Source organism: Actinomycetota bacterium (assembly GCA_030684515.1).
GTDB lineage: Bacteria > Actinomycetota > Actinomycetes > S36-B12 > S36-B12 > UBA11398.
In genome coordinates this window covers 225,037-238,437 of sequence record JAUXVJ010000002.1, presented here as the reverse complement: position 1 = coordinate 238,437, position 13,401 = coordinate 225,037, and the positions used below count along the sequence as shown (strand labels likewise).

Annotated in this window: 12 protein-coding genes; 5 read left to right on the top strand and 7 right to left on the bottom strand. The window is 58.7% G+C overall.

Going from position 1 to position 13,401, the window contains the following annotated elements:
• Window position 1: 1 nt before the first annotated feature.
• Window positions 2-1,012, bottom strand: a complete 1,011-nt coding sequence (locus Q8M73_01385; protein MDP2287204.1) for a DUF2889 domain-containing protein — start codon at window positions 1,010-1,012, stop codon at window positions 2-4.
• 313 nt (window positions 1,013-1,325) lie between these two features.
• On the opposite strand from Q8M73_01385, the gene Q8M73_01380 reads away from it, so the two are divergent.
• A complete protein-coding gene (locus tag Q8M73_01380) occupies window positions 1,326-1,697 on the top strand; it encodes an S-adenosylmethionine decarboxylase (GenBank protein ID MDP2287203.1) in 372 nt (123 codons plus the stop codon).
• Window positions 1,698-1,709: 12 nt separating this feature from the next.
• The gene (locus tag Q8M73_01375; protein MDP2287202.1) at window positions 1,710-2,495 is read left to right on the top strand and encodes a hypothetical protein; all 786 of its coding nucleotides are present in this window, start codon (window positions 1,710-1,712) and stop codon (window positions 2,493-2,495) included.
• Here the strand turns inward: Q8M73_01375 and Q8M73_01370 are convergent.
• The gene (locus Q8M73_01370; GenBank protein ID MDP2287201.1) at window positions 2,476-4,695 is read right to left on the bottom strand and encodes a bifunctional diguanylate cyclase/phosphodiesterase; all 2,220 of its coding nucleotides are present in this window, start codon (window positions 4,693-4,695) and stop codon (window positions 2,476-2,478) included. The two genes, Q8M73_01375 and Q8M73_01370, sit on opposite strands and share 20 nt — an antisense overlap.
• A 134-nt stretch (window positions 4,696-4,829) precedes the next feature.
• Between Q8M73_01370 and Q8M73_01365 the strand changes: the two genes are divergently transcribed.
• Together Q8M73_01365 and Q8M73_01360 are read left to right on the top strand one after the other, a co-directional pair.
• Window positions 4,830-5,087: a hypothetical protein gene (locus Q8M73_01365; protein MDP2287200.1), complete on the top strand. Its 258-nt coding sequence runs from the start codon at window positions 4,830-4,832 to the stop codon at window positions 5,085-5,087.
• A gap of 89 nt (window positions 5,088-5,176) precedes the next feature.
• Entirely contained in the window at window positions 5,177-6,613 is a 1,437-nt protein-coding gene (locus Q8M73_01360) for an MFS transporter (protein MDP2287199.1), read from the top strand.
• A gap of 57 nt (window positions 6,614-6,670) precedes the next feature.
• On the opposite strand, the gene Q8M73_01355 is transcribed toward Q8M73_01360, so the two are convergent.
• The 4 genes from Q8M73_01355 to Q8M73_01340 all read right to left on the bottom strand — a co-directional run bounded on the left by Q8M73_01355 (window position 6,671) and on the right by Q8M73_01340 (window position 11,051).
• On the bottom strand, window positions 6,671-9,118 hold the full coding sequence (locus Q8M73_01355; GenBank protein ID MDP2287198.1) for a lysylphosphatidylglycerol synthase transmembrane domain-containing protein: 2,448 nt from the start codon (window positions 9,116-9,118) through the stop codon (window positions 6,671-6,673).
• The gene (locus Q8M73_01350; protein ID MDP2287197.1) at window positions 9,115-9,846 is read right to left on the bottom strand and encodes an ion channel; all 732 of its coding nucleotides are present in this window, start codon (window positions 9,844-9,846) and stop codon (window positions 9,115-9,117) included. Before Q8M73_01350 ends, Q8M73_01355 begins: the two co-directional genes overlap by 4 nt.
• 41 nt (window positions 9,847-9,887) lie before the next feature.
• Complete coding sequence (locus tag Q8M73_01345) at window positions 9,888-10,355, bottom strand: VOC family protein (GenBank protein MDP2287196.1); 468 nt, start codon at window positions 10,353-10,355, stop codon at window positions 9,888-9,890.
• Window positions 10,356-10,454: 99 nt separating this feature from the next.
• Complete coding sequence (locus tag Q8M73_01340) at window positions 10,455-11,051, bottom strand: class I SAM-dependent methyltransferase (GenBank protein ID MDP2287195.1); 597 nt, start codon at window positions 11,049-11,051, stop codon at window positions 10,455-10,457.
• Between the two features lie 296 nt (window positions 11,052-11,347).
• Between Q8M73_01340 and Q8M73_01335 the strand changes: the two genes are divergently transcribed.
• Window positions 11,348-12,901 (top strand): Ig-like domain repeat protein, encoded by a 1,554-nt coding sequence (locus tag Q8M73_01335; GenBank protein ID MDP2287194.1) that lies wholly within the window; start codon window positions 11,348-11,350, stop codon window positions 12,899-12,901.
• Here the strand turns inward: Q8M73_01335 and Q8M73_01330 are convergent.
• Window positions 12,889-13,371: a hypothetical protein gene (locus Q8M73_01330; protein MDP2287193.1), complete on the bottom strand. Its 483-nt coding sequence runs from the start codon at window positions 13,369-13,371 to the stop codon at window positions 12,889-12,891. The genes Q8M73_01335 and Q8M73_01330 overlap by 13 nt on opposite strands.
• Window positions 13,372-13,401: the final 30 nt, after the last annotated feature.

Here is a 13,401-nt window from a genome sequence, read left to right as displayed (position 1 = left end):
ACTACATCAAGTGCGTGACGAGCACCGGCACTTCAGCAAGGGAACGAAGGGTGTCGTTCATGTGCGTACAGCCGTCGATGCCGGGAAGTTTCTCGTTGACAGTGCTGCGGAATTCGCGCAGCGGCAGTCCAACCATGCGCGAGACCGCAACCGTGGCAAGCGGACACTCATAGTGCGGCAGCACGCGCGGATCCGCTCCGATGCTGACCACTTCGCCTGTCACCGGGTTGGCCGTCGCTGACACAACGTACTCATGCACTGCTTCACGATGCCCATCCGGAGTCGTGAACGAATCCTGAAAGAAGGCCTCGATATGCAGCAGGTCGTCTTCTAGCCAAACGTCAATTCGGCGTGATCTGCGGTGGGAAGTCTCCTGTGGATCAGTCAGCTCATGCCAGGCCCACGGGTCCTGTGCATTGTTGATCGATGCGACGGGCTTGGTATCGCCCATCGTGTTGTTCGTACCGTCTGCATTCAATGCCGATGAGCCTGGCTGGAATCCGGCGCAGATCCCTTCCATGACTCGCACGCCTACCATCTTCTTCATCTGGCGCATGCGCTCGTCTTGAACTTCCTGCGATTCCCAGAAGCGAAAGGCCACGCTGCCGACCAGCGTCGCGCCTGAGAGATCGTCAAGCAGGAGATACAAAGGTGTTCCTGCCGCGACCTCGTCAGGGACAGCAGCAACTACTCGGCCACGCGAACCTGTCCCTCCTTGCACACCGACGAGTTGCTGAACGGCTGCCCTGGGGGGCTGTGTCCGCATTGCCACGATTCCGCGATCTGGCGCAACGGTTGCGAACAGCTCGTCCAGGGCCAGCACTGTCGGCTCCGCGCCCCCAAGGGGGGTGAACAAGTCTCGGGAACGTCCCACCACCGTGCGATTGGCCTCCATGCCTTCGGGCCAAACGCTGTCGATGGTCGAGGTACGGCGCACTGAACCCGGTCGACGCCTGGGAGCCGCAACCGCAGGACCTTTGGGGAACAGGTCAGCTGGCACGGTGATGGTCATGTGGCTTCCTTCCAAGCGTCCGGTCTGCGGTGAGTACCGGCGAGGGCTATCACTTCTCCAGTTTCAACCAACTCTGACAGCCGGGCGGGCATTCCGGCAACTTTCGTCCGCATCGGGACGCATTTGACCCTCGTTGTTCCTGCAGGCTCCAGAATTTCAAAGGAAACACTAGAAGTTGCTGCGATACTTGAGAGGAGGTCCTAGAAGTTGCTGCAATGCAAGGGGTAAGGTGAAGAAACTTCATGCCTCGAGTGCGCCTCGCGAACCGAGGGTGACTTCTCGTTGTGGGGTAATTGCCGTTACCTTGTCGCCTATGAACGCCAAAACGTCGCCTGAAATTGCCATGGCCGATCTCGCTCCCGAGATCCATCGGCAGCGCATGGTGATTGAGGGGCTGGTGGTTTCGCCCATCACGGCCCCAGAAATCGAGGAGTACCTCAGCGAGCTTTCCGAGGTGCTCAACATGGTTGCCCTGATCAAGCCAGTTACTCACCGTTCTGACATGTACGGCTGGGCCGGCTGGATTCATTGGGAAACCTCGGGCGCGCATTTCTACGCGTGGGATCAGCCTCGACTGTTCTTCAGCGTAGATATCTACACCTGCAAATACTTCACGCCGCAGGCAGCAGTTGACTTCACGCAGCAGAAATTACGACCTCTACAAATCGCGTATCGCGAATACTAAGGAGAATCCGTCATGAGCCCCATCGCAACGATCTCAAACATTGCTGATCACGCCGCAAAGGTGCGTCGCCAGTCGTGGACCCTTCACGTTGATCCGATCGGCGAACTCCTTGAGTCGGCTCTGGATTGCGAGCGGGCCGTATTCCTGCAGGCCTACGGCAACACCATCGAGGAGCTCAATGGTGAGTACGGCCCCTACGACGATTCTTCGTTCCTGGTGAGCGTGACAGACGACAACGGCTACACCGTGGGCGTCTGCCGGATCATCACGCCTGGCGCTCAAGGCCTTAAGACCCTGAACGATGTGAACGATTCACCTTGGTATGCCGACAGCGCCAGGCTAGCCCGAGCCGTAGGTATCGCCCCTGAACGCACCTGGGACATTGCAACTCTTGGCGTCCGCGCCGAGTACCGCACACAGGCGCCAATGGTCACGATGGCGCTGCTCCATGCGGTGATGTCCACTTCTCGCGCAAATGCCATTCCGTCCCTCACAGCGATGCTGGATGAGCGGGCCCGTCGTGTGCTCTCCTTCATGGACGTACACTTCTCGTCGTTTCCTGGAGTCGAGGCTGGCGCCTACTTGGGCTCGGAAGCCACCCGCCCCTTGTACATGGACATCACGAAGTCACTGACGCTGCTCCGAAAGGCCAATCCAGTCGTGTACCGCACTTTGACCCTCGGTGAAGGCCTCGAAGGAATGGCTCTGCCATCTCGGGAAAGCCTCCGTTTGCGCACACCTGCGCAGCGTGCAGCGATGCGCGAAGAGGCGAGTGCGTTCAGCCGGGTTGCAGGGTAGTGGTCATGAGCCAACTCGCCACATGCTCTTGGGCGATGGCCGGCGAATAGTGGAATCCCTGCAGTAGATCTGCACCCAGGCTCGCCATGAGTGCAGCGCTCTGCGCATTCTCCACGCCCTCAGCCACCACCTTCAGACCCAGAGCATGGGCCATGGAAATGGTGGATTCGACAATGAGCCGGCTGCGCTGATCGGTGAGGCAAGGAACCACGAGAGATCGATCGAGCTTGATCTCGTGGATCGGCAGATCCCGTAGGTATGACAGTGACGAGAATCCGGTTCCGAAGTCGTCAATGGAAATCCGAAGGCCACGGAAGTGCGCCTCGGTAATGACCGCGTGCGCCCGATCAGGATCGGCCATGAAGGATTCTTCGGTTACTTCCAGGGTGATGGCATCTGGGGGCACATTGGAGTCTTCAAGGATGGAATACATCTCAGGAAGGATGCGCCGACTGAGCATCTCCTGAGGAGCAATATTGATCGAAATACCGAATTCGATGCCTTGGCTTCGCCAATCCTCATAATCCGCCAGGCACTGACGGAATATGTACGTCGTCAGATCAGCCATCAAGCCAGAGCGGCGAGCTACCCCAAGAAAGGCCTGCGGTGCCAAGAGTCCGTGCTCAGGATGGCGCCAGCGGATGAGGGCCTCCACACCCATGTTCTCCCAAGTGACCACATCGACCTTGGGCTGATACCAGACTTCGAGTTGGTGCTCACGAAGGCTCCGGCGCAGTTCTTCACCCATGCGCAGACGCTGGCGCGAGAACTCATCCTTCTCAGAGTCGTAGAACTCCGTGGTGCTGCGAACGAGTTTGGCCTGATACATCGCGATGTCAGCCCGGCGGAAGAGATCGATCGCGTTGGTGTCTGTCGATTCCTGCAAGGTGATTCCAACTGAAGCACTCAGCGTGAGATCGACGCCATCGACATGCACCACATCCATTAGCGCTTCATGCACGAGATTGGCAGTCTCGAGTAACTCAAGGGCATCAGACGATGGACTGATGATTGCGAACTCATCGCCACCCATGCGGGCCACGGTGCAAGTGGAATTCACCGCGTTCCGCATGCGCCATGCGGCTTCAATAAGCAACTGATCCCCAGCTGTGTGACCAAGGGTGTCATTCACATCCTTGAAGCCGTCTAGATCAAGGAGCATCAATCCGAGCTTGCCACGCTTGGCAATCGAGTTATCAAGAATCTGTTTCACAGCACGACGGTTTGGCAGGTCGGTGAGATCATCGGTGAGCGCCAACCTGAAGGCATCAGTGGTGGCCTGCGAATCCCTTAAGGCTGTAACGAGCCGGGCTCCGGCAGCGAGCGTGGTAATTGTTGCCGTCACCGCAAGGGCCTGACCCAGCGGCCCTTCAGGTCTAACTGCGAGAAGCACCACGGCGCCTACGAGGCTGAACACGACAAGAATCCAGTGCAAAGTGAGGTCGTTTCGCGCGCGTTGCTTTGTCGGACGCAGGCCGACCTCGATGAGCAACATTGCCCAAAGACCCCAGAGCACATCCAGGATTACCGGGAAGTTATACGCGTCACCGTCAACATTTGTGACGAGTGTCGAATCGGCAATGAGCAGTGCAAGACAGGACAAAATCAAAGCGAACGTGCGCAAGGACCACGTTCGAGCGCCAAGCAGCGCCTGCGCGACAACAAGCATGATGAGCGCGAAGTCAAGAATGGGAAACAACAAGGCAATGAACACCGAACTGTCGTCGGGGACACTTTGACCCAGTGGCGACATGAGGAATACACCCGCGACACTGGCCATGCCTCCGCACACGATTGCTGCGTCGAGCCAGGAATTGATGCTGCGCGCCAGTCGCGATTGCGCGTCCAGGACGATAAAGGCCGCAAGCGCTAAATAGGAGGCGAGAAAGAAAGTCTCACTCGGGGAGGGAAAAGTAAAATGACTCGGCGCCGCACTCGTCATCGAAGATCCAGTAGCCCAAAGCAGCAGAGTCATGAGGAGAGCAAATATCGGCTTGCGTCGATGCGACATCAGGACCATTGCCAGTATCAACTCGACCGCAATGGAGGAGAACAGAACCGTGGTGATCGGAAGGAGAACTTCAGGTGAAACCGAATTGTGGCCCAGCATTACGGCAACGAGCGCTGCTCCCACAATCGCCCAGCGGAAGAAACCCAATGCGGAACGAACGCGCTCAAGTTGCTTGCGTGGAAGTTTCACTGGTCACCTCCCTTCCCAGCCGATGGGCAAATCCTAGCCACGCTCAGGAGTCAAGAGGCCATTTGCGATCGTGCTTTCAACTCCCAGGACATGCGGCATGATGCTCGCACGCCACATTTTGACCGAGGAGCGGCATGACTGAAGCCGAGATCGCCAGCAATTCACCGTGGAGCATTGCTTCGAGGAACTCCGTATTGAGTATCGGGTCAAAGAACTCCTTCATGAGTATCGGGTCAGTCAACTCGGCCTTCTCAGTCGGCTCGATCGGCTCATTCGCATCATTTCTTTCGATCGGCTCCTTCTGCAGCGTGCTGTCGATCATGTCTGCGGTATCCACGCTCGGAATTGCCTCATGGCGACACCTGCCGACGGGGCGCAATTCGCTGAAGTAGTTCCAATTCGCGTTGCCCCTGCCTCACTTGTCGTACACCTTCGCGCCAGATCTTCGCTCTACCATGCCAGCCACGTAGAGGTAGGAGCGATGCAAGTACCAGTTTCAGCCCGCCAGCACGCCATCGGTCGCACTCTGGATTCCACGCCGGTGGGTCGCCGTCGCTTGGGGGCTTGGGTGCTCGCCGCATCGGGCATCGGCTTGGACGGCTACGACCTATTCATCATGAGCGTGGCCGGACCACTAATCGTCTTGGACATGGGACTTGATCCCTGGCAGAAGTCCCTCGCTGTAGGTGCTGCAGTTGTGGGCGCTGTTCCGGGAGCATTGTTCTCAGGTCGTCTGGCCGACAAGATCGGCAGACAACGAATGCTGAAGATCGACATCGTGCTGTTCGTCGTCACCGCGATCGCCTCTGCGCTCTCCTGGAATGTGTGGTCGCTGGTTGCGTTCCGGTTTCTTCAAGGCATGGCCGTGGGTGCCGAGTACCCGTTGAGCGCATCGATGATCGCTGAGGTCATGCCGGCCAAGAATCGCGGCAAGTGGATGACCGGTGCATTTTCATTTCAAGCACTCGGGATGGTGTCCGGAGCTGTAATGGGCTTCGTCATCTTGTCGATTTATCCAGAAGTCGGCGCTTGGCGGGTGATGCTGCTGAGCGGAGTTGTGCCGGCGATCATCGTCGCTGTGCTCCGCCTTCGAGTTCCGGAGAGTCCGCGGTGGCAGGCCAATCAAGGGGATCTGGACCAGGCCGAGAAGGACACGGAATGGCTCACCGGCGAACTGCCGAACGTCACTGAAGAAGACCTACTTTTCGCCGAGGTGTATGACAGGGGGCCTCAGCCACGCGCAGGAGCCCGCGAACTGTTGAAGCCAGTGTGGCGGCGAGCGTTGCTGTTCACCGCCATTCCATGGTTTCTGATGGACATCGCGCTCTATGGCGTCGGCCTCTTCACCCCAACCATTCTGATGGGGTTGACGAACGGCACCGCCGCGACTTCAGACACTCAGTTCATCAAGGACGACATCATCGCAACACAGCAGGCAGCGTTCACGGATGTCTTCTTGATCGTCGGCTTTGCCATCAACATCTTGCTCGTGGAGCGCACCGGTCGTATTCGCCTGCAGCTGGTTGGCTTTGTAGGAATGTTCCTGTCGCTGGGCGTGCTTGCCTACACAGGCCAGGCCGGTCCCGAGTGGCTGATCCTTCTTGCCTTCATCTCGTTCAACACAATGATGAACGCCGGCCCCAATGCCACGACCTATCTCCTCGCGGCCGAGGTCTACCCGACTCTCCTACGAGCAACTGGCCACGGGATCGCTGCAGCTTCGGGCAAAGTCGGCGCAGTGATCGGAACCTTCTTCCTGCCCCTTGCCACGGTCTGGTTCGGCCTGTCGCCAAGCCTGGCGGTCATCGCAGTTCTGACCTTGGTTGGCGCAGTCGTCACGTGGTTCTTCCGAATAGAAACGCGTGGTCAAGCCCTCGATGGCAAAGGCGAACTTGCGTCCGAAATCGATGCCGGGTAATAAAACGATGAACTCACCCGCAGTCGCGGCACTCGGGCGCCTCCTAGCCAGAGGCGATCAGATGTACTCATGCTGGCGGAGCCAACGGGTCGAGATGGAGCCCCATATTGGCGGCAAGTAGAAGGTGACGAGTCGAAAGGCCAAGGCGGTGGAGATCGCAATTGAGCTCGGAATGCCGATGGCCTGCAAGCCGAAGGTGTAGCCAGCCTCTGCGACCCCAACCCCGCCAGGGACAGGCATCAAGCCAGCAAAAAGACTGACAGCGGTATTGATCAGGATCAATTGCGACAAGTCTGCTGACTCACCGAAGGACAGCAAGCACAGCCCGAGCACGATCGCTTGCAGGATCTGCGCTCCTAGATTCCCTCCGAGCATCGATGCGATTTTGCTGGGCTTGCGCAAGACAACCAGCGAGCTCGATGCGTTGCGCACTTCGGCGACAACTGCCAAGCGACCCCGACGCAACAGTTCCTTCAGACGCGCTCGGCGCTTGGGAAGCACGACTGAGATCACCAGGGCGACGAGCGCGATCACCGCAACCAATGCCAGCAAACTCGGGGACGAGGACTCCGTACTCGTTGTATCACTGGAGGAAGACTCAGAATTGGGATGCATGGTCAACCCCGGGAGGCCTGAGAGCAGGATGAAGATGATCAGGCCGATCTGCACAACAAATCCACTGACGCTATCGATCACTCCCATCGTGATCGCCGGCCCAGGGGCAATGCCGAACTTTCGGAAGAAGCGCACTTCCAACGCCAGGCGAGCGGCAGTTGCTGGAAGTGCGACAGCGATGAATTGGATTGCGTACTGCAGCAACAGCACTGGTCCATAACGCAGGCGAGTCATGGTCGAACCAAGCGTGGAGAAGGCAAATGCGACTTGGATCACCGGCGACAGCAGCAGAGCGGCGAGCAGCCACCACAGGTTTGCAGTTTCCAGTGCGTCCAGAACCTCGGAGAAATCCACTCCGCTGATCAAGCTGAGCAGCCAAAAGACGAAGAGCGCGATAAGCCCGAACTTCAGGAGCGAACGCGTGGTGACTCGCCGAATCTGCTCCATCGGCGGCAACTCATCGCCGGTGGCAGCAACTGCTGCCCCGGTGAGTTCGTCCAGAGTCCAGCTCCCAGAGTCAATCTCGCGACGCATATCCCTTGTCAGCACGGGCGATTGCACATACGACAAGGCTTCACCCAAACCGGCAGACCCAAGCGCGGCAGTCGCACTCGTTATTGCTGCGGGAATCCCCACCTTGAGCGCAAGGGTGACAAGAAGTCGAGCACGGTCGATGAGAAGGTCACCGCTGCCAGCGGTCGTTCGCGCCTGGGCGAAGTCAGTCAACGCAAGGGATCCGTTGTCCCGCATCACAAGACGCTCGCTGTCGATGCGACGATGGGCGATGCCGGTGGCATGAAGATCAGCGAGCAATGTCCACGCGTCGGCCAGCATTGCGGCATCGATTTGATCGGCGGGAATTGACTCGAAGAACATCGCCGCACCGTCAGTGACGAGCAGGGCATCGCCTTCGACGGATTCGCCGGCTGCGACAAGAGGCAACACTGACACCCCGGCTCGTTCCGCAAGCAACAGAGCAAAGGATTCGTGTTCGACGCGCTCGCGTCGCCCAGCTGTGACCTGCAGGTATTCGCCGCGCGTCGTCATCGAGTTCCAAAGGGAACCGACGAATTGCGCATCCCAGGCATCGCGCCCGTATACCTTGACGACCAGCGGGTCACCCCTGTCGCTATAGGCCCGCAGCAACTGCTCCCCAGGAATCTGCGCTTGGGCCATGGCCATGCTCTGACTGTCGACTTCAACGCCAATATCCGACAACGCGACGCAGACTTCATCGAAGGTGAGGAGTCCACCAGGCGAGCCGCGCAGCAAGTGCACGATCGCTGCCGCGACCATGCCCATGAGCAGGCCCGCGAGGACGTCGATCGGATATGCCAGACCTAGAGCGATGCTCGCCAGAGCACCCAGAGCAATGACTGCTCGACCGACGCGACGAAGTGGCTGGGTCACATATGGCGATGCCGCCACGACTACGGCTGTCAGCACTGACAAGCGAATAGCCATATAGGCAGGTGGCGGATCCGCGCCAAGAAATGCCTCAAGAGCGCTGGACCACTCGGTACCTGATAGCAAACTGATACCAACTGCACCGCCAAAGGCCAGTAGGCCTGCCAGCACATAGTCCAGTAGAAGTCTGCGGCGCCCCTTCGCTGCAAGCGGTAGAACCACCAGGTACGCAACCCAGAGAAGCATCAGCGCATAGAGCAGCTGCCACAACCAACTGAACGTTCCGGGCGAATTTCTGACAACTTCCGCGATGGCTACGTCCAGCGAAGTCGGACCGGGTGCTTGCCAGGCCAAGGCTCCTAGGCCAAGGAATCCACCCACGAGCAGCAGCACATCGGTCGGCCGTCTCTGCGGAACGGCATCGGGTGATGATGAGAACACGCGGAACAGCACGACTTCAAGGGCTTGTTTGGGCTTGTTCAAGACTGATCGCCTGCTCGTGACTCTCGCCACTGTGCGGCAAAGAGTCCGACCAGCATTGCGACGAATGCAACGAGATAGATCTGGCCAATCATCGCCTCACCTGTGCTCAGCAGTCGGCCGAGATCTGTTTGCGCTGTGTAGTCGCCGTAGCCAAGTGTGGTCAGCGAAGTCAGGCTGAAGTACATGTACACCTGAGATGGCTGTTCAACGCCGAAGAACGGCTGGCTTTGAAACGCGTTGACAGAGATAAACAAGTAGAAGAAGGCAATCGGCAACAAGAGATACGCCGAGATAGCGCCGAACATGGTGCCACGCGAAACCCGTCTGTGCTGGATCAATCGACGTACGACCACCAATGGGGTGAGAACTGCCAGGAGCATCATCAACACGGGAGCTGTGGAATCCTCGTTCAGGTCCGGTCCCGACGAGTTGCTGAACAGCGCGACTATGGCAAGCGAGGCAATGCCGATTCCGACGGCCACTTCGCCTATGCGCTGCCAGCGTTTGGCCACCCCCGACGCTCGAGCTGCCAGAAGCAAGGTTGCTCCGACAAGTACCGTGGCCCCGACAGGAACCAGTCGCTCGGGGAGGGCATCGGCCGGATGGTAAAGATCAACGAGCGACAGCATGACGATCGATGCAACGACCAGAACCAGCAGGAGTCCGAATCGGTCGAGTTGGGGCGACGCATCGTCGAACAAGGCGAAACGGCGACGCTTAACCTCCATAGCAGAAACGTAGCGCGCAGCAGCGACGAACTAATGGAGGGTCACAGGACTAGCGGCTTGATTCCTGCCATGGCCAAAGAGGGATCGCTCTTCCAATCGATACCTGCAACATCAATGTAGAGCTCGACTTCGTTCCCATCTGGATCCAGCACATAAAGGCTGTGCGTCACAGTGTGATCACTAGCCCCAACGATTTGCACGTTGTGCTCCTTCAACGTGGCCAGCGCAGCCCGTAAGTCGTCGTCGGTGTCACCGACTTTGAGCCCGAAGTGATACATCCCAACCCTGCGACCGGCAGGGATGGCCGCCGAATCCTTGCCTACTTCAATCAAGAGCAACTCGTGATGAGTGCGGTTGGAGGGCGCAGAGAAAGCAGCCGCCGAAAAGCGAACTCCCTCGCGCTCGCCACCAAAGATCATCCGCCAACCCAGTACTTCGCCATAGAAGTGAGCCGATGCATCCAAATCACTCACGTACAGGACGAGATGACCGAGTTCCTTGACCTCCATGGGTGCTCCTGATTCTGCGTCGAAGACTTCAGACGTTCAAGCCTCAACCGTAGCAATGCCGCGGCCCTCGGAGGCCCAAGATCCAATGCGCAAGACCACTCAGGAATGACGCAGGACTGAGACCGCGAAGTCGGCATGTTCGTTCCAAGGTTGCAGATCCCACGTCGAAAACCGCTGCTCAAGCACAAGTCCTGCTTGAACGACATGCTCGTCAAAGTCTGCAACTGCGTACCGCTCAGTCTGAAAGCCGACGACCACCCGACCTGCAGGCGCCAGGTGCGCCCGGAATCGTTCAAGCACTCGAACTTCTGTACCTACTTCGACATAGGACAGAACATTGCCCGCCGAGACGATCATGTCGAATGGCTCGACGTGGCCAGCTGCGGGCAAATCAAAATCCACGAGATCAGCCATTACCCAGTTTGGTCCCGCATGATCCTGGCGGGCGGCAGCCACCAGAGTCGAATCGATATCGACGCCAACCACGAAGTGGCCTCGGGCGAACAAAGCGGCTGAAGTTCGACCCGAACCGCAGCCCGCGTCAAGAATGCGAGAGTTGCGACTGACCATCGCATCGATGAGCCGTGCCTCACCATCGAGATCGGCACCGCTTGCGACAAGCTGGCGAAAGCGCTCGACATAGCGCTGCGAATTTCCCTCAGGTGTATCCGTGAACCACCGCGGCGAGGACTTCATGCGTCAAGAGTAGGTCCGGCCCGCACGGCCAGTTTGCAAGCGCTACGGAGTTGCGGCGGCATGCGAATTGAGTTGGCAGTTGTTGCTGGCAATCCTTAGAGAATCCTGTGAATCTGAATACGAGTTCTTTCCACAAACTCGAGCGGTCGTAACCTCTTCACAGCCAATAGTCCTTACATACCAATGCTTTTGCAAAGTCGCAAAATTCTGGTGAGGGCAAGGTTGGCGAGTGTGTGCTTTATAAAGATCTGATCACGAAAGCAGTTGAGTCCGATTTGCGCGCTTATGGTGCAGCCATGAACGCACTCCTCGATGCAGATCGGCAACCGCACAATTCTTCGGCGGCGAACGGCACTTTGCGCACACGCGTCGTGCGCGCGGTAGCCGGAGCAGTTGCCGTGGCCACAATCGCCACTGGTGCCGTCACGCTGGCTCCCGCAGCCAGTGCCGCAACAACGATCACTTTCCAGCCAAGCGGCGGCACAGTTGGTTTTGGCATTCCGTTGAAGGCTTCGGTCGCCGATGGCGCCTCTGACATTCCGCCAGGTCTGCTCTCCTACTTCTTGAACTCCGGCACCCTCATCGGCTCGACTTCGGTTTCGAGCAAGGGTGTTTCTGACCCAGTCACGTGGACTCCCGTCGCGGCAGGCTCCGCTGCTCTCTACTCGGTCTACCGGGCTACTGATGGAAGCGAGACTGTCACGTCCAACGCTGTGACAGTGAGCATCGCGAAGGCAGCAACAACGACGGTGGTCGAAGGTCCCGCGATGGCCAAGACCTCCTCGGTGCAGGACTACACCGCAACCGTCAAGACATCGGGCTCCTATGTACCTGCAGGAACCGTCACCTTCCAGACAAGTGATGGCACACCGATCGAGACCAAGGCACTGTCAAGCCAGGGCAAGGCGACGATCAGCATCCAACTGCCGAGCACAGCTCAGACCTTCGGCCTCAAAGCCAGCTACACGCCGGACTCCAACACTCTGGCCTCAGCTAGCGCCACGACATCGACTGCGGTGTCGACTTCAGGATCCAATGTCACGCTGACTGCAGCGACAAGTGGAGTTGCTGGCACCGCCATTCCGATCTCCGTTGGTGTGAGCCCGGAGACGTCAACGGGAACCGTGACCTTCTACATCGGCACGACAGTGATTGACGTCCGCTCCCTGAGCAACGGAAGAGCCTCGACGACATGGACACCTGCGGGATCGGGCACGGTCACCCTCAAGGCCAATTACTCAAGGACGGGTGCGACCGTTGACGGCACTGCCTCGCAGACCATCGTCATCGGGCAGCCAGCCCAGAGCGATCGCATCACCCTGACTCCATCAGGTTCCAGCACCGCATGGGCGCCCGGAGCCGGATTTGTACTGCGCAACGGCAGATCAGTCACCCTCAGCGCCCGCGCGACCTCTGGGCTGCCCGTCACGCTCGGCATTGCCGGGTCCTGCACGCTCAGCGGGACCACGATCCAGGCAAAAGCCGGTGCCGGAACATGTGCCCTCAACGCCACGACAACCGGCAATGGCAGCTTCCGCCCGGCAGTGCAGAGCAACACCATTGCTCTGGCAGCCGGCATCCAGACCATCCAGCCCAAGGCGCCCGGCTTCAGCCGCTTGGCATACAAGCGCTGGTACCGCCTCGCAGACCCAGGCTTGGTCACCAACACCGGGCAGCCAGTCTCCTGGGTTGTCACTTCAGGCATCTCTCGATGCCGGATCCAGACAACTCCACTCGGCGCTGTGGTCTTCATCGTGCGCAAGCACGGCAGCTGCACAATCGCAGCGCGCGCTGCTGGCATCCCTCAGTCGTGGTTGAAGCTCAATCAGTACTTCACCTACCGTGCATGATGTGGGCGCTCGCGATCACGTGTGAGGAGTCCCAGCACGAGCAATGCTGCGGCAATCACAACGTCTGACCACAACGTGGGACCGATATTGCCAATTGAGTCGTCACCGGAAATCGCGTCCGAGATGTGTCCTACTGCAGCCCAGGCAAGGAACATGCCGTAGCCCAAGGCAGTGGCGATCTTCCATCCGCGACTGGCCCAGGGAGCGATCAGCCCCAGCACTCCGAACGCAAAATTCATCGTTCCCAATTCACCGACAAAGGGGCTGTAGGCCCAGCCCACATACTGCGCTACCTCTTCCCCACCGGTCATCTGCTGCAGGCCGTCCAGAATGCCCTGCACGCCGACTCCGATGAACAAGAAGGAGTCAAACAAGCGAGTGACATATGGCTGCGTGTGCCGGCGAAGCAGCAACGCCATCAGGAATGGCAGGACGATGAAGGCAATATGAAATGCGGCCAGGGTCTCCATAGGCGCCGATTGTGCTGACAAGGACTCTGA

Bases quoted from the DNA above. Each gene is read 5' to 3' on its own strand.
- Q8M73_01365 (MDP2287200.1), top strand. From the start codon at position 4,830: ATGACTGAAGCCGAGATCGCCAGCAATTCACCGTGGAGCATTGCTTCG.
- Q8M73_01330 (MDP2287193.1), bottom strand. From the start codon at position 13,371: ATGGAGACCCTGGCCGCATTTCATATTGCCTTCATCGTCCTGCCATTC.
- Q8M73_01375 (MDP2287202.1), top strand. From the start codon at position 1,710: ATGAGCCCCATCGCAACGATCTCAAACATTGCTGATCACGCCGCAAAG.
- Q8M73_01380 (MDP2287203.1), top strand. From the start codon at position 1,326: ATGAACGCCAAAACGTCGCCTGAAATTGCCATGGCCGATCTCGCTCCC.
- Q8M73_01340 (MDP2287195.1), bottom strand. From the start codon at position 11,051: ATGAAGTCCTCGCCGCGGTGGTTCACGGATACACCTGAGGGAAATTCG.
- Q8M73_01335 (MDP2287194.1), top strand. From the start codon at position 11,348: ATGAACGCACTCCTCGATGCAGATCGGCAACCGCACAATTCTTCGGCG.
- Q8M73_01350 (MDP2287197.1), bottom strand. From the start codon at position 9,846: ATGGAGGTTAAGCGTCGCCGTTTCGCCTTGTTCGACGATGCGTCGCCC.
- Q8M73_01385 (MDP2287204.1), bottom strand. From the start codon at position 1,012: ATGACCATCACCGTGCCAGCTGACCTGTTCCCCAAAGGTCCTGCGGTT.
- Q8M73_01360 (MDP2287199.1), top strand. From the start codon at position 5,177: ATGCAAGTACCAGTTTCAGCCCGCCAGCACGCCATCGGTCGCACTCTG.
- Q8M73_01345 (MDP2287196.1), bottom strand. From the start codon at position 10,355: ATGGAGGTCAAGGAACTCGGTCATCTCGTCCTGTACGTGAGTGATTTG.